This window comes from Verrucosispora sp. WMMA2044 (assembly GCF_027497155.1).
Lineage (GTDB): Bacteria > Actinomycetota > Actinomycetes > Mycobacteriales > Micromonosporaceae > Micromonospora > Micromonospora palythoicola.
On sequence record NZ_CP114913.1, the window covers coordinates 4,020,931 to 4,039,828 of the forward strand.

Below are 18,898 nucleotides of genomic sequence, written 5' to 3' on the forward strand. Positions count from 1 at the left end.
TGCATCAGTGATAGTTTCAGGAGAAGGAGAAGCTCATGAGGTTGCATCGACGTGGGCATGGCGTGCACGAAGGGCGGATGCGGGGGTTCGGGTTCCCGCCGGGGCCGCCGTTTCCGCCGGGCGGGCATGGGTTCGGGCACGGCCGGGGCGGTCGCGGACGGGGGCGGGGGCGCCGGCCGAACGTCCGCAACGCGGTGCTGGCCCTGCTCACCGAGCGGCCGATGCACGGCTACGAGATGATCCAGGAAATCGACTCCCGCACCGGCGGGAGCTGGCGACCCAGTCCCGGTTCGATCTACCCGACCCTCCAGTTGCTGGAGGACGAGGGCGTCATCGCCGCCACCGAGGAATCCGGCGGTGGTCGCAAGCGGTTCACCCTCACCGAGCAGGGCCGCGCCGAGGCCGACGAGGCGGCCCAGACGCCACCGTGGGCGGAGGTCGCCGAGGACACCATCAACAGCTGGCACGACATTCGGCACGCCGGCATGCAGGCGATGCAGGCGCTGCGCCAGGTGATGATGACGGGCACCGACGACCAGCGGGAACGGGCCGCCCAGGTGCTCGACGAGACCCGCCGCAAGCTGTACGCGATCCTCGCCGAATCCGAGTGACCCCGGTACGCGTCGAGGGCGGCCACCCAGTGGGTGCCCGCCCTCGTACGTCCCGCCTCGCCCGCGCCGCCCGCGTTCGTGCCGCCCGCGTTCGTCAGTGCACGGTGACGGTGGCGCCGGGAATCATGTCGCGTAGTTCCTCGGGCAGCTCGGCGCCCATCTCGTCGGCGAGCCGCAGCGCCTCCTCGATCAGGGTCTCCACGATCTGCCCCTCGGGCACGGTCTTGATGACCTGGCCCTTGACGAAGATCTGCCCCTTGCCGTTGCCGGAGGCCACGCCCAGGTCAGCCTCGCGGGCCTCACCGGGACCGTTCACCACGCAGCCCATCACGGCGACCCGCAGCGGCACCGGCAGCCCTTCCAGGCCGGCGGTGACCTCCTCGGCCAGCTTGTAGACATCCACCTGGGCCCGACCACAGGACGGGCAGGAGACGATCTCCAGGCCACGCTCGCGCAGCCCGAGCGACTCCAGGATCTGGTTGCCGACCTTGATCTCCTCGACCGGCGGCGCGGACAGCGACACCCGGATGGTGTCGCCGATCCCCTCGGCCAGCAGCGCGCCGAAGGCGACCGCCGACTTGATGGTGCCCTGGAACGCCGGCCCGGCCTCGGTCACCCCCAGGTGCAGCGGGTAGTCGCACTGCTCGGCGAGCTGCCGGTACGCCCGGATCATCACCACCGGGTCGTTGTGCTTGACCGAGATCTTGATGTCCCGGAAGCCGTGCTCCTCGAACAGCGAGCACTCCCACAGCGCCGACTCGACAAGCGCCTCCGCCGTCGCCCTGCCGTACTTGGCCAGCAGCCGCTTGTCCAACGAGCCGGCGTTGACCCCGATCCGGATCGGCGTACCGGCGGCGGAGGCCGCTGCCGCGATCTCCTTGACCTTGTCGTCGAACTGCCGGATGTTGCCCGGGTTGACCCGCACCGCCGCGCACCCGGCGTCGATCGCGGCGAAGACGTACTTCGGCTGGAAGTGGATGTCGGCGATCACCGGGATCTGCGACTTGCGGGCGATCGCCGGCAGCGCCTCCACGTCGTCCTGGCTCGGCACCGCCACCCGCACGATCTGGCACCCGGACGCCGTCAACTCCGCGATCTGCTGCAACGTGGCGTTCACGTCAGCGGTCAACGTGGTGGTCATCGACTGCACCGACACCGGCGCGCCACCGCCGACCGGCACGGACCCGACCATGATCTGGCGGCTGGCCCGGCGGGGCGCGAGCGGCGGCGGCGGTACGGGCGGCATACCAAGACTGACAGCGGTCACTTCAGGCACTCACTTTGGGAAGAGGGAGATCGGGTTGACCACGTCCGCGGTGATGGTGAGCAGGGTGAACACCCCACCGATCAGAATCACCACGTACGTGAAGGGCATCAGCTTGAAGTAGTCCACCCGGCCCGGGTCGGGCTTGCGCAGCCGCGCGTACACCCAGGAGCGGGCTCGTTCGAACCAGGCGATGGCGATGTGGCCGCCGTCCAGCGGCAGCAGCGGCAGCAGGTTGAACACCCCGATGAAGAAGTTCAGCGAGATGAACAGCATGACGAAGATTTCCCAGGCGTTGTTGGCCACCGCCTCGCCACCGAGGACGCTGGCCCCGACCACGCTGATCGGGGTGTCGATGTCCCGTTCGCCGCCGGTGATGGCGGTCCACAGCGCGGGGATCTTCTCCGGCAGCCGCTGCAACGCCTGCGCGGTGGCCACCGCCATGTCGCCGATGAAGGAACTGGTCGCGCCGACCGCCTCCACCGGGCCGTAGGTGACCAGGCCGGGGGTGCTGATGATCAGCCCGATGCCGAGCGCGGGAACGTCGGTGACCGGCCCGTCGGGGTTGTCGATCGGGGGGCGCTTGGTGGTGCCCAGCACGGTCTCGACGGTGCCGGTCTGGCCGTCGCGCTCGTAGCCGATAGTGGCGGTGGCACCCGGGCTGGCGGTCCGCAGGACGGTGAGCAGGTCGCCGTAGTTGGTGATCGGGGTGCCGTTGAACGAGGTGATCCGGTCGCCGTCGCGGAGCCCGGCGGCGGCGGCCGGGCTGGCGGCGTCGCTCGGGGTGCACTCGCGGTAGGTGGTGTCCGGCAGGACGCAGTCCTGGAGGGCGATCACGGCGGGCTCGGCACGGATCTGCGCCTCGGTGGTCGGGCGGTCCGGGTTGGGCAGGCCGAAGGTCATCGCGGCCAGCCAGGCCGCGAAGATCGCCAACCCGAAGTGGGTGACCGACCCGGCGGACATCACGATGGTGCGCTTCCACACCGGGTAGCGCCACATGGCCCGCTTCTCGTCACCGGGCTCGACGTCGTCGTCCTGCGGCGTCATCCCGACGATCTTGCAGAAGCCACCGAGCGGGATGCCCTTGAGGCCGTACTCGGTCTCGCCGCGCCTGAACGAGAAGATGGTGGGGCCGAAGCCGACGAAGTAGCGGGTGACCTTCATGCCGAAGGCCTTGGCGGTGAGCATGTGCCCGGCCTCGTGCAGGCTCACCGAGACGAGAATGCCGAGGGCGAACAGCACCACCCCGAACGCGAACGACATCAAGCTCCTTCCACCGCAGCAGCGATGATCTCCTGCGCGTGTGCGCGCGCCCACGACTCGGCTTCGAGTACGTCCTCGACGGTACCCGGTTCGCCGAAATCGGGAGCCTCCTCCAACACGCGCTGCAACGTGTCGACGATGCCGAGGAACGGCAACCGCCCGGCGACGAACGCCGCCACGCACTCCTCGTTGGCCGCGTTGTAGATCGCCGGCCGGCACCGGCCCGCCTCGCCGGCCGCCTTGGCCAGCGCCACCGCCGGGAACGCCTCGTCGTCGAGCGGCGCGAACTCCCAGCTGTGCGCCGTGGTCCAGTCGACGGCGGCGGCCGCCTCGGGCACCCGGTCCGGCCAGCCGAGGCCCAGCGCGATCGGCAGCCGCATGTCCGGCGGGCTGGCCTGCGCCAACGTCGACCCGTCGACGAACTCGACCATCGAGTGGATCACCGACTGGGGGTGCACCATCACGGTGATGTCGGCGTACGGCACGTCGAACAGCTCGTGCGCCTCGATCACCTCGAGCGCCTTGTTGACCATGGTCGCCGAGTTGATCGTGACGACCGGTCCCATGTTCCAGGTCGGGTGGGCGAGCGCCTGCTCCGGCGTGACCGCCGTCAACTCGTCGCGCCGCCGCCCCCGGAACGGCCCACCGCTGGCGGTCACCACCAGCCGGCGTACCTCACCCCGGGTGCCGCCGCGCAGGCACTGGGCCAGCGCCGAGTGCTCCGAATCCACCGGGACGATCTGCTCCGGCCGCGTCACCGCGCCCTTGACCAACGAGCCGCCGGCCACCAGCGACTCCTTGTTGGCCAGCGCGAGCGTACGCCCGGCGCGCAGCGCGGCCAGCGTCGGCGCGAGCCCGAGCGACCCCACCACCCCGTTGAGTACGACGTCACACGGCCACTGCGCCAGCTCGGTCATCGCCTCCGGCCCGGCCACGATCTTGGGCAGCTTGAACTCGCCGCTCGCCCAGCCCCGCCGGCTCGCCTCGGCGTAGAACGCCAACTGGAGATCCTGCGCGGCGGACGCCTTGGCCACCCCGACCACGTCGACACCGAGTTCGAGCGCCTGGGCGGCGAGCAGCCCGATGTTGCCGCCACCGGCACCGAGCGCCACCACCCGGAACCGCTCCGGGTTACGCCGCACGATGTCGATGGCCTGGGTACCGATCGACCCGGTACAACCCAGCAGCACAAGATCACGGGGGGACGTCACACCGCCCATTGTTCCCCACCGCCGCTGCGTGCAGGGAAGGGCACCTTGTCAACGCCTCCGGTAGAGCAGGGGCCCCCGTGCTGACAGGAAGCAGCTACCGTCAGCTCTCCCCGAGCGGGGCATCTTCGTCCTCCAACGGAGCTTCCTCGCCGAGCAGGTCGCCCGGATCGACCGAGAACTCGAACGGCTCCCGCATCACGAAGGTGCTCCCGGCCGCAGCGGCGGCCACCGGTCGGTACTCGCCGTCGGTCAGCTCGAACAGTGCGATGGTGGGGACTCGGTTACGCAGGTCGACCCGGAGGAAGAAGGGTACGCCGGCCGTACCGTACTCGCGCGGACGATCGATGATGTCCTTACGCCGATTGCCGGGCGACACGACCTCGCCAAGCAGAACGGCATGCCTGATGTCCATGGTCGTGCGCCCCCCGCCGGGAACACGCAGCACGACGAGGTCGGGGATGAACAGATCCTGGCCGGAGACGACGTACGCCTCCGCGTAGAGCCACAGCTTGGCCTTCCGGGCCGCCTGCTTCAACAGGTACGCGAGGTCGAGCTCGGCATCCTGGTGGTCATATCCGGCGTGGGGTGTCACGATCACGCTTCCGCTCAGCACCTCAACCTTGGGGCCGTTGGTCTCCGGCAACAGGTCGAGGGCGAGCTGGGCGGTCCACGGCTCGTCGTGCCACCGCAGCACGTCGAACGACGGCCCGGCGGGCCGGTCGCCGGCACCAGCGTCCGGCGCGGGCTCGGGCGCGTACGCAGCCTGGGCCATCCGGGCTCACCCCCTCAGCGGAACATCTTGCTCAACTCAGCCTAGCCAGCGCAGCCCGCACCGCACGCCATCGCACAACCTGTCCGACACAGCCGGGGCGAACGACGTCGACCAGGCCGCCGACTGTGGGTACGTTTCTTGTCGTCGGGACAGCAAGAAACGCACCCACAGCTTGCGGTCACGTCAGTTCAGGGGCGGGTGTCGAAGCGGCCCGCGCGGCTGGCGGCGACCAACCGGGGTCCAGCCGGGACGACGTGCGCCACACTCCGTCACGTCTCATGGGTCATCTCCTTGCGATTGCCGTGATCAGCTCACGGGAGTCATCGACATCGAGCGCCCGCTCGCCGAGCGAATGCCAGGCCTCCTCGTAGGTCTGGATCTCGTGCGGCTTGTCAAGGTAGGCCGCGCCGCACGGACCGTCCTTGTAGACGGTGGTCGGCTCCGGCTCCCGCACGTGCGTGGGGAAGTCGAGCACGGTGGAGGTGCCCGTTTCTGCCCAGCGGAATAGGCCAGCCGCCAAGGGAAGCACCCGGAACTTGACGTTGGGTTGGCGGCTGGCCATCACCAAGGCTTCGAGTTGCCGAGCCATCGCGAGCCGATCACGCAGCGGTCGACGTAGCACCGCCTCGCTGAGGATGACGTCGTAGTGGGGCGCTCGGGGGACTGCCCGCACCAATAGCCGTTGCGCCCACCGCCGGGCCCAGTTCACGATCTTGTGAGCTACTTCCGTCCGTACGATTCGTACGAGTTGTACAATCGGAACCGTGAGTGAGCCCGCAGCCGAACTCCCGATCTCAGACGCCCGCGACAGCCTCGCGGACGTCGTCTCCCGCGCGCACTACGCCGGGAGGATCACCTACGTCACCCGTCGGGGGCAACGCCTGGCCGCCATCGTCCCGGCCGAGGTCGCCGAGGCCATCGAGCGCGCCGAAGACGCCGGCGATGTCGCCGCCGCCCGCGAGGCCCTGACCCGCATTGACGCCGGCGACACCCCGATACCGCTGGCCGACCTACGCGATGAGCTCGGCTTGTGACCAGCCCGACTCCACCCGCCTACACCGTCCAGGTCGACCGAGCCGCCGCCAAGCTGCTGCGCAAGCTCGACCGCCCCGTGCAGGCCCGCCTCGTCACCGCCATCGCGAATCTAGCCACCGAACCTCGCCCAGCCGGCGTCAAAGCCCTGACCGGCCACTCCAACCTCTTCCGCATCCGCGTCGGTGCATACCGCATCATCTACACCGTCCGGGACCAGGAGCTGATCGTGCTCGTAGTCCACCTCGGGCACCGCAGCGACGTCTACGACCTGCTCTGAGGCACGCGGCCCGCCCCGAGTGCCACGACCCGAGCCTCATCCGTCAATACGCAGTCGGCACGCGGTACCGTCCTGACAGCGTGGCAAGGCAAAGGTCGTCGGATGACGGGCCGTCGAGTACCCGATCAGGCGGTACGCGGTGCGTCATCGGTCTTCGGCCACGGTGGGTCGGGTGGCGTCCACGGCGGTGTGCCCGCCGATGAGGATCCTCGCCTCGGCACCCGGCGTACGGCGCAGCGGATGGCCCACACGACGCCGACAACCATCACAACCACCGCGACGATCGGCACGGCGACCACCGCCGCACGTTGCGGAGGCCAACCGGTCAGCAGACGCAGCAGCAACGGCAGTGGCACCATCGCCCCAGCGAGGGTGCCCGCGACGCAGATCCGGCCGGCCACGGCCTGCGACGGCTCCGTGACGTTGGCGACGAGCACCGCGACGCCCGCCGGCACCGCCGTCATGCCCACGATCAGCGCCACCACGAGAACCGATCCCACCGCGTCGTCCGAGTTCGCGCCACGCAATGCGTAGGGGACGTACACGCCGAGCGCCACGAGGCCGAGCGCGCCACCGACAGCGGCGATTGGAATCACGAACCAGCCGTACCGCCGCGCCAGCAATGTGGCACAGCCGGCAAGCACCACCAGGCTTCCCACCGCGACCGACAGCGGAACGGCGACCCGCCAGCCGACGGTGACGGTCGCCTCCGCGACATCCGGGATCGGTGTCGCGGGTTGCTGGTGCCGGAAGCTGTCACCGGCAAGCGTGCCGAAACCGATGCGCTCCCAGCGGCCGGCGGTGTCGCGGCGGACGAAACCGTCCCGGCCGTTCGCCACCAGCACGACCACTCCACCGTCCGGCTGATCCCGGACCAGCAACGCGCGGGACGACAGGTACTCCGCCACGTCACGCATACCGGGTATCGCCGTTGCCAGTCGCTGCCGGGCGTCCTCGTCGACCTGCCAGGCGACGCGCCAGTTGGCCCCACCGTCCCGGCTCTCCTGCACCGCCAGGCGGCGCGGCACGATCCGGAAGCAGTGCCCCGGATCCCGCGCCGAACAGTCCTCCCCCGACGCGGCCGGTGGCGGCTGCTTGGAGAACAGCTCGTAGCCGCCCTCCGGCAGCTCCGAGAACGTCGGTCCGTCGTCCGCGCCGATCCACCAGGTGTAGGGCTCCCGGGAATCGTGATAGGCGTTGCCGATGCCGGCCACGGCGACGTCCCGCCACTCGTACAACGCGACAGCGTCGTCGTACCGGGGAGCGGAGGTGGCCGCGACGCCCAGCCCGGCGATCGGCAACACCACAAGCACCGCCACCATCCGCAGCCAACGTGCCGGGCTCGGGCGGGCCACCGCCGAACGCCACGTCCACCAGGCCAGCCCCAGCGCCGGCAGCGCCAGCAGGTCCGTGCCGTCGGCCAGGATCACCGACGGTCCGTTCACCACGCTCCACACCGCGGACGCCGTGACCGCCCCCTCCGGAGTGGCCTTCACCGCCGTGAATCCCACCCCGACGATGAAAATCGAGACGGCCGCCAGCAGGTCGCCCGACGTACGGCCAGACCCGAGACCAGCAACCCTGACCGTACGGCGCAGCGCCGGCAGTCGACCGCACCCGTTCGGCAGCACCAGTACGACGGCCAGCAACGGTGGCGCCATCACCAGCCCGGCGGCGTCGCTGAGCTTTCCCGTCAACCAGCCGGGATAGGCCGCCTTGAGCACCTGGTCGTTGAGGATCAACAGCGCGGTGGCCGCCACCGTCACCGGATGGATCAGCCAGGTCAGGAAGCTGTCGATCGACCCACCGCCCGAGCGTTCCACGCCTGGTCGATGCTGCGGTGACCCGTCCATGCTTCCCCCGTGATGCTGCGAGCGCCTGAGTCTTCACGGTCGACCCTGCTGGTAACGCTCCAGCCTCGCCCGAGCCTCAAAGCCGCATCCATGCCGATCTGTCCAGCATGTCGCGGGCACCCCTGGCGCTCGTCCAGCAACGCGGACAACAGGACGGTTGCCGAAGCGGATCACGGGGAACTGGAGCGCGATGGGCGGTGCGTGGGAGCGGACGAAGCGGATCACCACGGGGGCTTTCCGCCCCGTCCGTGGTCGGGATCTGTCGCTGCACGCCGCCTCGATCACGTTCTACGGGGCGATCGCCGTGGTGCCGGTGGCCCTGCTGGCGATCTGGCTGACCTCGCTGCTGGTCGGGGCGTCCCAGGTGCGACGGCTCACCGGGTACGCCGTGGAGGCGCTGCCGGACGCGATCGGTGCGCCACACGCGGTGGCCGCGCTGGTCGAGGCCGGGGTCGGCCTGACGCCGTGGCTGGCGCTGGCCGCACTGCTGCCGGCGTCGCTGTACGGCGAGGGGCTGCGCCGGGCGTTCGTGTCGGTCGCCGCGCCCCGCTCCGACGAACACCTCGTCGGCTGGCGGGGCCGGTTGCTGCTGCTGCCGCTGCTGGCACCGGCCCCGGCGCTGTTGCTGTCGATCCTGCTGGCCCTGCCGACCACCACCGGGCTGGTCCGGCGTGGCGGCTGGGCCGGCGCGCTAGGGGTGGTGCTGTCGTTCCTGGCGGTGTGGCTGGTGCTCACGCCGGTGCTGATGTGGGTGTTCCGGGTGGTCGGCCCGGCCTCGCCGGACTGGCTCGCCACGCTGGGGATGGGCTCCTTCACCGCGGCGAACCTGTCCGGCTTCCTGCACGGTTTCGTGCTCTTCGCCTCGTTGCCACTCGACCTGGGCGTGCCCTTCGGTGGGCTCGACGAGGTGGGTGCCGCCGTGGCGATCCTGCTCTGGCTCTACCTGTTCCACGTGATCGTGCTGGCCGGCTACTCCGCCACCCTGGCCCTGTCCGCCTGGCGTCAGCGGCGGAAGGGGCCGGTGACCTCGTAGGTGATGCCGCCGGAGCCGGTCGAGTTGCCGCTGGTGCCGCGCTGGGAGGAGAAGTAGAGGCGGGAGCCGTCGGGGCTGAACGCGGGGCCGGTGATCTCCGAGGAGGACTGGCCGTTGATCCGCAGGAACGGGGCGACCACGCCGGCCGGAGTGATCACGCAGACCTCCATGTTGCCGCCGTCCTCGGCCACGTAGAGGTCCCCGCCCGCGGTACCGGTGATGTTGTCGACGCCGGTCAGCGGCGCGGTGCCGGCCGGCACCAGCGAGTCGTCGTACGCCAGGTCGATGCGCTGATTGACCGCGTCGTACGCCCACACCCGGTTGTCGCCCTTGGTGGTGAACCAGCAGGTGCCCCGGTCGTACCAGCAGCCCTCGCCACCGTCGAAGTGCTTCGCCGCGCCGACCTGCCACCGGGTCGGGATCGGGAAGCCGTCGCGGTCCGGAATGTTCTGCCAGGTCACCGGGCCGGAGGTGGCGTTGGCCGGGGCGCACAGCACCTGCACCTGACCGGTGCGCAGATCACCCCAGGTGTCGGGGACGAAGCGGTAGAAGCAGCCGTCGCTCTCGTCCTCGGTCAGGTAGATCACCCGCCGGTCCGGGTCGCAGGCCGCCGCCTCGTGGGTGAACCGGCCCATCCGGGTGCGCTCCTCGGCGCTGCGGCTGCCGTCGGGCCAGGTCTCGAAGACCCGCCCCAGCGGCACCTCCTCGCAGGACAGCCAGGTGCCCCACGGGGTGGCCCCACCGGCGCAGTTCACGTTGGTGCCGCCGAGGATGCGGTACGCGGTGGCGATCGACCCGTCGGCGCGGAAGCGCACCGCGGAGGCCCCACCGATCAGCGGCACCTCCGAGTTCGAGACGTAGATCCAACCGTCACCGGCCGGGAAACAGGCACCACCGTCCGGCGCCCAGTGCCAGACGTACGAGGTGCCGGCGACCCGCTGACCCGAGCGGGCGATGACCCGGCTGCTGAAGCCGGCGGGCAGGTGGATGCCGTTGGCGTCGGCGGCCAGCAGGCCCCCGTACGGGCCGGGGCCTGGTTGGGCGGGTGCGGCCAGCGCGGCACCGGCCCAGAGGCTGCCCGAGAAGGCGGCACCACCGACGACGGTGGCACGCAGCACGGTACGACGATCCATCAGGGGAACCTCCCAGGGGTGGCGGGGGCGGGCCCCACCGACGCTAGGTCCCCCACCCCATCGACAAAACCCACTCCCCCATGAACACAAACCAAACCCTCAACAGCGGTGGGGCGGGGTGCGAACGGGTTAGGGTGCGGGGATGGTGGGTGGTGGGGTGCCGGGGCGGGCGGACGTGGTGGTCGTGGGGGCGGGACACAACGGGTTGGTGTCGGCGATCCTGCTGGCGCGGGCCGGGCTGGACGTGCTGGTGCTGGAGGCCGCCAAGGTGATCGGTGGGGCGACGCGGACCGAGAACCCGTTTCCCAAGGTGCCCGAACTGCGTCACTCCACCGGGTCGTACCTGCTCGGGCTGATGCCGCCGGAGCTGCTGGCCGCGCTCGACGTCCGGATCCCGGTGCTGCGCCGCGACCCGCACTACTTCCTGCCCACCCCCGGCGGGGTCGGCTCGCCGTACCTGCTCTTCGGCACCGACACGGAGGCCACCCGGGCGCAGCTCGCCGAGTTCTTCTCCCCCGCCGACGCCGCCGCCGACGAGGCGTTGCAGGCCGAGCTGGCCGCGTTGCGCGAGGACCTCGCCCCGGCCTGGCTGGCCGAGCCGCTCGGCGTCGAGGAGACCGGCGACCGCTACGTCCGCCCCGCGCTGCGCCAGATCTTCGTCGACCTGGTACGCGGCTCCGTCGCCGACTACCTGGCCCGCTTCGACTTCCGCTCCGAGCTGCTGGTCAGCATGTACGCGGTCACCGACGGCCTGTCCGGGCTCAACGCCGGCCCCGACGACCCCGGCACGGGCCACAACTTCCTGGTGCACAACATGTGCCGGCTACCCGGTTCGGGCGGCACCTGGATGATCGCCGAAGGCGGCATGGGCACCGTCTCGCGGATCTTCGCCGACGCGGCTCGGGCCTCCGGCGCCCGGATCGTCACGGACGCCCCGGTCGCCGCGATCAGCCTCGACGGGGGTGCCGCCCGGGGCGTGGTGCTCGCCGACGGCCGCCAGGTCGACGCCGAGGTGGTGCTCGGCGCCTGCGACCCGTACCGGCTGATGGAGCTGCTGCCCGACGGCGCGCTGCCGACCACGCTCAGCGAACGGATGGCGGCGGTCCGGCGCACCGGCAGCACCCTCAAGTTGAACCTGGCGCTGCGTGGCCTGCCCCGCTTCTCCTGCCTGCCCGAGGGCGCGCCGAGCCCGTTCGGCTCCACCATCCACCTGCTGCCCGGCTCGGCGACGCTGGCCGGCGGCGCCGGCGAATCACCGATGGCGGCGCTGCGCGCCATGTGGGCCGACGTGCGGGCCGGGCGACTGCCGGCGGAGCCGACGATCGAGTGGTACCTGCACACCACCGTCGACCCGTCGCTGGCCGACCCGGCCGGGCACCACTCGTCGGCGCTGTTCGTCCAGTCGGTGCCGTACGAGTTGGCCGGCACCACCTGGGATGCCGAACTGCCCGGTTACGTCGACAAGCTGATCGGGATCTGCGAGCGCTACGCGCCCGGCACCGGCGACCTGATCGCCGACGCGGTACCGCTGCCGCCACCCGGCATCGAGACGCACTTCGGCATCACCGGAGGCCACATCCACCACGTCGACAACACCGTCTCGTTCGCCGACCGGATGCCCTACGCCACCGGCGTCGACGGGGTGTACGCGGGCAGCGCCGGCTGTCACCCGGCCGGCAGCGTCATCGGCGCCGCCGGCCACAACGCCGCCCAGCGCATCCTCGCCGACCTCGGCCGGTAGGCGACGGCTCAGCCCGCCGGCTGGGTGACCTCCGTGACGGAAGCCTCCTCGCCGACCCGGTGCGCGCGGACCTTGTGGCCGACGCTGGTCAGGCAGCGCCCGCTGGGCAGGTCGAACCGCCAGCCGTGCAGCTGGCAGGTGAGCTGGTCGCCGTCGACGATGCCGAACCGGCTCAGGTCCGCCTTCAGGTGCGGGCAGCGCCGCTGCACCACCCAGTCACCGAGGGTGATGTCCTCGGCGTCAACGGCCCGCTCGTGCTCGTCGTACCAGCCCTCGGCGTACTGGAGGCGCTCGGTGGACAGGCACTTGAAGAAGGCGTACACGAACTCGTTGTACTGCCCGATCCGGGCGGCCGAGAAGCGGCAGGACAGGAAGAGCGAGTTGACCCAGTCGACCTCGCCGATGTGCAGCAGGTGCTCCACCAGCGCCCGCTCGGTACGGAACCGGTAGCGCACCTTCTCGTCGGCGTACGGCCGCACCTGCTTGCCCGGGAAGTCGACCACGATGGATTCGATGCTCTCACCGTCGTAACCGACCAGGTCGAAGCGGACCGGCCCGCCGACCCCCTTGGCCAGGTAGATCGACTCGTCGAGCAGCGGTTCGACGCGCCGCTTCAGCTCCTTTAGCACGTCGACCTCGGGGTGCCGCCAGGACGCCTTCTCCGCCTCGATGATGGGCCGCTTGCGCTCGCGCATCTCCTCCAGGTGGGCGACCTTGTTGGCGAAGAACTCCTCCACCGGCACCGGGTGGGTGGTCGTGGCCCCGGTGGTGGTGACCTCGGTGACGCTGCCGGGCAGCAGCACGATGCCGTTGGTGCCGCCGACCTTCGCGTACTCGGACAGGAAGACCGACTGGTCGGGGAAGATGTTCCCCTCGTCGCCGAAGATGTCGTTGAACTGCCAGAGCTCGTCGTCGAGGAAACACGGCGGGCCGGCGATCGGGAAGACGTGGTCGGCCTTGAGGTCGTCGATGTAGCGCCAGGTGCGGTCGAACTGCCGGTCCCGCTTCTGCTTGCCGAACGCGGTCTTCGCCGCGCTGGGCAGCTCGTAGACCATCGGGTACCAGATGGCGCCGGAGAACTGCAGCAGGTGCGCGTGCACGTGACCCAGCTCGGCGAAGGTGCTCAGGTCGGTCGGTCGGGCGTCGTTCTGGTTGAGCAACCGGACGCCGTCGTACTCCACCCAGAGCGAGGAGTCGCCGATCGGACCGTCGGTCGGGCTGGTCAGCGCCTGGATCATGATCTTCAGGCCGCCGTCCAGCTCGACGACCTCCTCGTTGCGGGTCTTCAGGAAATTCGTGAAGCCCAGCGCGCGGAACTCGTCCTCCATTTCGGAGGTGGGGAACTCGGGCAGCAGCACGGTCGCCTTCTTCGACACGTACCGCTTGAGGTGCGCCGCGTCGAAGTGGTCCCGGTGCAGGTGGGAGACGTACAGGTAGTCGACGTCGCCGAGGGCCTCCCAGTCGAGCTGAGAGTTGTCGGGGAACGGGAACCAGGACGCGAAGTAGGCCGGATTGACCCACGGGTCGCACAGGATGCTGCCCGCGGCCGTGTCGATCCGCATGCTCGCGTGCCCCGTACCGGTCACTCGCACCGCAGTTCCCCCTCCAAACGACAATCAAGGTGTACGCCCCAGAACGCTACCGGAGGCAGTCTGGTCCTCGCCCCGCGACGCCGGTAGTGCCCTTGCACCCACCGGAGCGGGGCCCATCGGCCCTGGCCGGAAACCGTCCCGAGGGACGTGCCAGACTAGCCGGAGATCCGTTCGCGAGGAAGGACCGACAGTGGCAGGCAGCGAGCCGGTAACGTCGCCAGACCAGCACAAGCCCGGGCACCGGAAGGCCGGGCGGATCGGCGCGGTGCTCACCGCGTTCGCGCTGCTGGCCATGCTCTGCGGCAACCACGAGGGCAGGGTCGAGAACCTCTGGCTGATCGGTTTGGCCGCGCTGCTGCTGCTCATCGTGATCGGTGACGTGGTGCTGCGCCGCAACGGCCTGCGCTCCTGACGATCCGGGCCACCCGCGACGGCCTGCGCTCCTGACCACTCGGGCGAGCTGCGCCGCTGCGCGCTCCGGCCCCAGCGACGACCTGTCCGCCAAACACCGCAGTTTCCGGCGCGAACAGCGCGAGGGCCCGCTCCGGTTCTCGGAGGCGGGCCCTCGCGCATCGCTGTCGGTCAGCGGCCGAAGAGGATGTCCTGCACGTTCTTCAGCGCGGCGTCGACCTCGGCCTCGAAGTAGCCGCCCTGCACCAGCCCGAAGCGCAGCGTGTCCAGGTCCTTCGGGTTCACCGGCATCTGGTTGCGCCCGGCCATCCCGCCGAGCAGCGACTCGAAGAACCGGTCCACCTGGTCCGGGTCGTATCCGCTGCCGAAGCGACGGACCTGGAAGCTGCGGCGGATCTGGTCCACCCGGTAGAGGTCGCTGCCGGGCGGGCCGGCCATCGGTGGCCCACCCATCGGGGGGCCGGCCATCGCGGGCGGACCACCCATTGCCGGAGGGCCGCCCATCGGAGGGCCGCCGAGCGCCTGCTGCGGCAGGCCGGGAGGCCCGGCCGGGCCGCGCCGCGGATCCCGGTCCGGCAGCCTGATCTCTGCGGTCATGTCGGTACGGCCGTGCCGACCCGCCTCGAACCCGTCGAAGCGCTGCTCATCCGGGGGGCCGTAGCCACCGGGGCCGTCCGGCGGACCGTAGCCGCCCGGCGCGTCCGGCGGACCGTAGCCACCGGGGCCGGCAGGCAGACCACGCGGCGGAGGCCCACCGTGCCCCATGCCGCCGGGAGGGCCCATCGGCGCACCCGGGCCCATCGGGGCGGCCGCCCCGCGCGGGCCGTCGTAGCCACCCCGGGGAGCGTTGTCGTACCCGCCGGCGAAGGCGCCCGTCGGCTCGTCGTAGCGACCGTAGGGTGGCCCGGCCTGTGCCGGCATCGCCCGGGGCGGCATCGGCGGCTGCGGCACCGGGGACATGCCGCGATCGTCCCGCATGCCCGGGCCCATCCGGTCCATCGGGCCCATCCGGCCGTCGCCGCGACCGGACACGCCGCCGCGCTCCTCCAACTCCGCCAGCTGCCGTTCGACCCGGTCGAGGTGCAGGTCCACCTGCCACTCGTCATAGCCGTTGAAACGAACCCGGAAGACGACGTCGTGGACTTCCTGCGAGGCCACCGGCGCTCCGACCGGCTGCCCGGCAAGTGTCGCCTCGACCCGGTCCAGGAAGGCGTCCACCTCGTCAACCTTGTATCCCCGGCGGAGCGCCTTACGCCGGAAACGCTGACCCTGACTCGCCACTATGTCTCCTGGTCTCGTTCGCCACGCCCGGTCACGCCGTCATCTCCCCGGCCGGGTCGGTGCCACTGTCCTCCGCGGCGGCCAGCTGCCCACATGCCCCGTCGATCTCGCGACCTCGGGTGTCCCGCACCGTGGTGGACACCCCGGCGTCGCGCAACCGCCGGACGAACTCCCGCTCGACCGGCTTCGGGCTGGCGTCCCAGCGGCTGCCCGGAGTCGGGTTCAGCGGGATCAGGTTCACGTGGGCCAACTTGCCGGCCAGCAGCCGGCCGAGCAGGTCAGCTCGCCACGGCTGGTCGTTCACGTCCTTGATCATCGCGTACTCGATCGACACACGACGGCCCGTGCGGGCCGCGTAGGCCCAGGCTGCGTCCAGCACCTCGCACACCTTCCAGCGCTGGTTGACCGGCACGAGTTCGTCGCGCAGCTCATCATCGGGGGCATGCAGCGACAACGCAAGAGTCACGGAGAGGTCTTCGCTGGCCAGTCGGTGGATGGCCGGCACCAGCCCAACCGTGGAAACGGTGATGTGCCGCTGCGACAGGCCGAGCCCCTCGGGCGCCGGCGCGACCAGGCGACGGATCGCGGCGATCACCCGGTTGTAGTTCGCCAGCGGCTCGCCCATCCCCATGAAGACCACGTGCGACAGCCTCGGCGGTGACCCGGCGACCTTGCCGGAAGCGGCCACGCCCGCCAGGTACACCGCCTGGTCGACGATCTCGGCGGTGGAGAGGTTGCGGGTCAGGCCCGCCTGGCCGGTCGCGCAGAACGGGCACGCCATGCCACATCCGGCCTGGCTGGAGATGCAGACGGTGACCCGGTCCGGGTAGCCCATCAGCACGCTCTCCACCAACGAGCCGTCGTGCAACCGCCACAACGCCTTGCGGGTCGCGCCGTCGTCGCAGGCCAGCTCGCGTACCGGGGTGAGCAGTCGGGGCAGCAGCTGGTCGGCCAGGCGGTCGCGGGACGACGCCGGCAGGTCGGTCATCTGCGCGGGGTCGCGGACCAGTCGGCCGAAGTAGTGGGTGGAGATCTGTCGGGCCCGGAACGCCGACTCGCCCAGCTTCGTGACCAGGTCCTTGCGGCCGGCGAGGTCGAGGTCGGCGAGGTGTTGCGGTGGCATCGCCGCCCGGCGCGCGCCAGGCGCGTCCGGGTCGACCGGGATCAGGGGAAGACTCGTCATGGCACGTCCAGTCTGGCACGCCCGGCCCGGAACACGCCCCCGCGGAGGCGCCGGATCCGCTCCCGCCTCGTCCGCCTCCCGGTTCCGCCGCCGTGGGCCATGCCTCAGTTCACCGCCGGGACGAAGACCACGAGCAGCAGGTACGCCGTGGGCACCGCGAACAGGACGGAGTCGAGCCGGTCCATCAGGCCGCCGTGCCCGGGCAGCAGGTTGCTCATGTCCTTCACACCGAGATCTCGCTTGATCATCGACTCGGCGAGGTCTCCGAGGACCGCGGCGCCCGAGATCGCCACCCCGAACACGGCGCCCCACCAGGGCGCCACGTCGAACAACAGCCAGAGCAGCACGGCACTGCCCAGGGCCGCCGCGCCGACCGAGCCGGCGAAACCCTCCCAGGACTTCTTCGGGCTGATCGTCGGTGCCATCGGCCGCTTACCGAAGTTGGCGCCGGCCGCGTAGCCCCCGGTGTCGGAGAGCACCACCGCGACCAGCGTCACCAGCACCCGCAGCGCACCGTCACCGGGAGACGACGCGAGCAGGGCGGCGAAGCCGCCGAGGAAGGGCACGTACACCGAGATCAGAGTCGCCGCGGTCATGTCCCGCCGGAGGTTGGCCGTACCGTCGCCGAGCCGCCAGACCAGGGTTCCCGCCACGGTGACCAGCAGGCCGAGCAGGAGCGCGTCCAGCCCCGCGAACCAGGCCAGGGTCACGGTGAGCACCCCACCGGCGACCAGCGGCACCAACGGCACCTCGGCGCCGCCACGGCGTACCGCGCGGGACATCTCCCAGATGCCGACGCCGAATGCCGCGACGAGCACCAGCAGGAACGCCGGGGTGTAGAGGAACAGTGGCAGCAGCACCGCCGCGCCCAGGCACACCCCGACCGAGATGGCCGCCGGCAGGTTCCGCCCGGCCCGGCTCGCGCCCTGCTGGGTGGCCGGCCGACCGGCACCGGCCCGACGCCGGCCCCGGTGGCGCCGACCCGGACCGTCCGTCCCGTCGGGCTCCGGCGTCCCGAGGTCCGCGTTCCCGGGTGGAACGGCGGCGAGCTGGGTGGTCGGCGCGTCGTCGTGCTCCCGCACGGGCGTCAACTGGGTGGTGGGTGCCTCGTCGTGGTCCCGACCGGCACCGACCCGCACCGGCGCGATCTGTGCGGTGGGTGCGTCACCGTGGTCCAGGTCGCGGGGTGCGCCGCGCCCGTTCGGTGGCTGGTCCCAGCCGCCGGGTCCGCGCCCGTTTCGGTTCTCCGGAGCGGGCCGGTCGCCGCCGTACCGGCCACGGCCCCACGGACCGGGTTCGACGTCCGGATCCGGCCAGGGCAGCGAGGTGGGTCGGTCCGGGCGATCCCAGTCACGGGCCTCGGCGCCACCGTAGGGGTCGAGGTGGGACATCACGCACCAGGGGGGAGCGGTACGAGATCCACCACTTGACGCACAGCCACTACCATCCCCTACCCGCGCGAGGCGCTCCGTCTATGTGCCGGCCTGTCGGCTGGCCGATCCCCACCGTTCACCGTCGGGTCACCGGGAATCGTGCCGAGCCTACTGCACCCGCCCGCCCGGCAGGACGTACCGGTGCCCGCTCCCGCAGCCTTGATCATGAAGTTGTCACCACGCCACGCCGGTGGCAAGGGCGACAACTTCATGATCAAGCAGGTGGTGACCTCGGCGTCAGACTTCCAGGAGCTCGGACTCCTTGTGCTTGACCAACTCGTCGACGTGCGAGACGTAGCGCTGGGTCAGGTCGTCGAGCTCCTTCTCGGCGCGGCGGCCCTCGTCCTCGCCGACCTCGCCGTCCTTGACGAGCCGGTCCAGCTCCTCCTTGCCCTTGCGGCGGATGTTGCGGATGGCGACCTTCGCCTCCTCACCCTTGTGCCGGGCCACCTTGATCATGTCCCGGCGGCGCTCCTCGGTCATCTGCGGGAGCAGGATGCGCAGTTGGTTGCCCTCGTTGTTCGGGTTGACCCCGAGGTCCGAGTCCCGGATCGCCTTCTCCATCGCATTGATCTGCGAGTTGTCGTACGGCTTGATGATGGCCATCCGCGGCTCGGGAACGGCCACCGACGCCATCTGCGTCAGCGGGGTCGGGCTGCCGTAGTAGTCGATGATGACCTTGGAGAACATGGCCGGAGTGGCGCGACCGGTACGGATGGCGCCGAACTCCTCCTTGGCGTGCTCGACCGCACGCTCCATCTTCTCCTCGGCCTCGAGGAGGGTGTCGTCGATCACCGGTCTCCTC

General features: G+C 70.9%; 18 protein-coding genes. 6 read left to right on the forward strand and 12 right to left on the reverse strand.

The window, feature by feature from the left end; genetic code table 11:
- The first annotated feature begins 35 nt into the window (after nucleotides 1-35).
- Nucleotides 36-611 (forward strand): PadR family transcriptional regulator, encoded by a 576-nt coding sequence (locus O3597_RS18250; RefSeq protein ID WP_164445685.1) that lies wholly within the window; start codon nucleotides 36-38, stop codon nucleotides 609-611.
- A gap of 94 nt (nucleotides 612-705) precedes the next feature.
- On the opposite strand, the gene ispG is transcribed toward O3597_RS18250, so the two are convergent.
- From ispG to O3597_RS18275, 5 genes are all read right to left on the reverse strand, one after another.
- Nucleotides 706-1,878 carry a flavodoxin-dependent (E)-4-hydroxy-3-methylbut-2-enyl-diphosphate synthase gene (gene ispG, locus O3597_RS18255; protein WP_164445686.1) on the reverse strand — a complete coding sequence of 391 codons (1,173 nt, stop codon included), beginning with the start codon at nucleotides 1,876-1,878 and terminating at the stop codon, nucleotides 706-708.
- Between the two features lie 9 nt (nucleotides 1,879-1,887).
- Entirely contained in the window at nucleotides 1,888-3,138 is a 1,251-nt protein-coding gene (locus tag O3597_RS18260) for a site-2 protease family protein (protein WP_164445687.1), read from the reverse strand.
- Nucleotides 3,138-4,349, reverse strand: a complete 1,212-nt coding sequence (gene dxr / locus O3597_RS18265) for a 1-deoxy-D-xylulose-5-phosphate reductoisomerase (RefSeq protein WP_164445688.1) — start codon at nucleotides 4,347-4,349, stop codon at nucleotides 3,138-3,140. The genes O3597_RS18260 and dxr overlap by 1 nt, the downstream gene beginning before the upstream one ends.
- Nucleotides 4,350-4,449: 100 nt before the next feature.
- A complete protein-coding gene (locus O3597_RS18270) occupies nucleotides 4,450-5,121 on the reverse strand; it encodes a Uma2 family endonuclease (protein WP_281601860.1) in 672 nt (223 codons plus the stop codon).
- Nucleotides 5,122-5,404: 283 nt separating this feature from the next.
- Nucleotides 5,405-5,860 carry a DUF5753 domain-containing protein gene (locus O3597_RS18275; RefSeq protein WP_281604580.1) on the reverse strand — a complete coding sequence of 152 codons (456 nt, stop codon included), beginning with the start codon at nucleotides 5,858-5,860 and terminating at the stop codon, nucleotides 5,405-5,407.
- 25 nt (nucleotides 5,861-5,885) lie between these two features.
- Between O3597_RS18275 and O3597_RS18280 the strand changes: the two genes are divergently transcribed.
- Together O3597_RS18280 and O3597_RS18285 are read left to right on the forward strand one after the other, a co-directional pair.
- Nucleotides 5,886-6,155, forward strand: coding sequence for a type II toxin-antitoxin system prevent-host-death family antitoxin (locus O3597_RS18280; protein ID WP_164445690.1), 270 nt, complete (start codon nucleotides 5,886-5,888; stop codon nucleotides 6,153-6,155).
- Nucleotides 6,152-6,433: a type II toxin-antitoxin system RelE/ParE family toxin gene (locus O3597_RS18285; protein WP_164445691.1), complete on the forward strand. Its 282-nt coding sequence runs from the start codon at nucleotides 6,152-6,154 to the stop codon at nucleotides 6,431-6,433. The genes O3597_RS18280 and O3597_RS18285 overlap by 4 nt, the downstream gene beginning before the upstream one ends.
- A gap of 125 nt (nucleotides 6,434-6,558) precedes the next feature.
- Here O3597_RS18285 and O3597_RS18290 read toward each other — a convergent pair whose 3' ends face one another.
- On the reverse strand, nucleotides 6,559-8,256 hold the full coding sequence (locus O3597_RS18290; RefSeq protein WP_281601861.1) for a hypothetical protein: 1,698 nt from the start codon (nucleotides 8,254-8,256) through the stop codon (nucleotides 6,559-6,561).
- Between the two features lie 220 nt (nucleotides 8,257-8,476).
- Here O3597_RS18290 and O3597_RS18295 point away from each other — a divergent pair, with 220 nt between their 5' ends.
- Nucleotides 8,477-9,319, forward strand: coding sequence for a YhjD/YihY/BrkB family envelope integrity protein (locus tag O3597_RS18295; protein ID WP_164445693.1), 843 nt, complete (start codon nucleotides 8,477-8,479; stop codon nucleotides 9,317-9,319).
- On the opposite strand, the gene O3597_RS18300 is transcribed toward O3597_RS18295, so the two are convergent.
- A complete protein-coding gene (locus tag O3597_RS18300; RefSeq protein WP_281601862.1) occupies nucleotides 9,289-10,452 on the reverse strand; it encodes an alkaline phosphatase PhoX in 1,164 nt (387 codons plus the stop codon). The genes O3597_RS18295 and O3597_RS18300 overlap by 31 nt on opposite strands.
- 142 nt (nucleotides 10,453-10,594) lie before the next feature.
- Here O3597_RS18300 and O3597_RS18305 point away from each other — a divergent pair, with 142 nt between their 5' ends.
- Nucleotides 10,595-12,193 carry an NAD(P)/FAD-dependent oxidoreductase gene (locus O3597_RS18305; protein WP_281601863.1) on the forward strand — a complete coding sequence of 533 codons (1,599 nt, stop codon included), beginning with the start codon at nucleotides 10,595-10,597 and terminating at the stop codon, nucleotides 12,191-12,193.
- Between the two features lie 8 nt (nucleotides 12,194-12,201).
- On the opposite strand, the gene O3597_RS18310 is transcribed toward O3597_RS18305, so the two are convergent.
- Entirely contained in the window at nucleotides 12,202-13,785 is a 1,584-nt protein-coding gene (locus O3597_RS18310; protein WP_164445696.1) for a Rieske 2Fe-2S domain-containing protein, read from the reverse strand.
- 190 nt (nucleotides 13,786-13,975) lie between these two features.
- Between O3597_RS18310 and O3597_RS18315 the strand changes: the two genes are divergently transcribed.
- Entirely contained in the window at nucleotides 13,976-14,197 is a 222-nt protein-coding gene (locus O3597_RS18315; protein WP_093401678.1) for a DUF2631 domain-containing protein, read from the forward strand.
- Nucleotides 14,198-14,367: 170 nt separating this feature from the next.
- Here the strand turns inward: O3597_RS18315 and O3597_RS18320 are convergent, their stop codons facing one another.
- From O3597_RS18320 to frr, 4 genes are all read right to left on the reverse strand, one after another.
- Complete coding sequence (locus O3597_RS18320) at nucleotides 14,368-15,477, reverse strand: DivIVA domain-containing protein (protein ID WP_281601864.1); 1,110 nt, start codon at nucleotides 15,475-15,477, stop codon at nucleotides 14,368-14,370.
- 31 nt (nucleotides 15,478-15,508) lie between these two features.
- Nucleotides 15,509-16,660 (reverse strand): 23S rRNA (adenine(2503)-C(2))-methyltransferase RlmN, encoded by a 1,152-nt coding sequence (gene rlmN, locus O3597_RS18325; protein ID WP_164445697.1) that lies wholly within the window; start codon nucleotides 16,658-16,660, stop codon nucleotides 15,509-15,511.
- Between the two features lie 104 nt (nucleotides 16,661-16,764).
- A complete protein-coding gene (locus tag O3597_RS18330) occupies nucleotides 16,765-18,051 on the reverse strand; it encodes a phosphatidate cytidylyltransferase (RefSeq protein ID WP_164445698.1) in 1,287 nt (428 codons plus the stop codon).
- 279 nt (nucleotides 18,052-18,330) lie between these two features.
- On the reverse strand, nucleotides 18,331-18,888 hold the full coding sequence (gene frr / locus O3597_RS18335; RefSeq protein WP_093402027.1) for a ribosome recycling factor: 558 nt from the start codon (nucleotides 18,886-18,888) through the stop codon (nucleotides 18,331-18,333).
- Nucleotides 18,889-18,898: the final 10 nt, after the last annotated feature.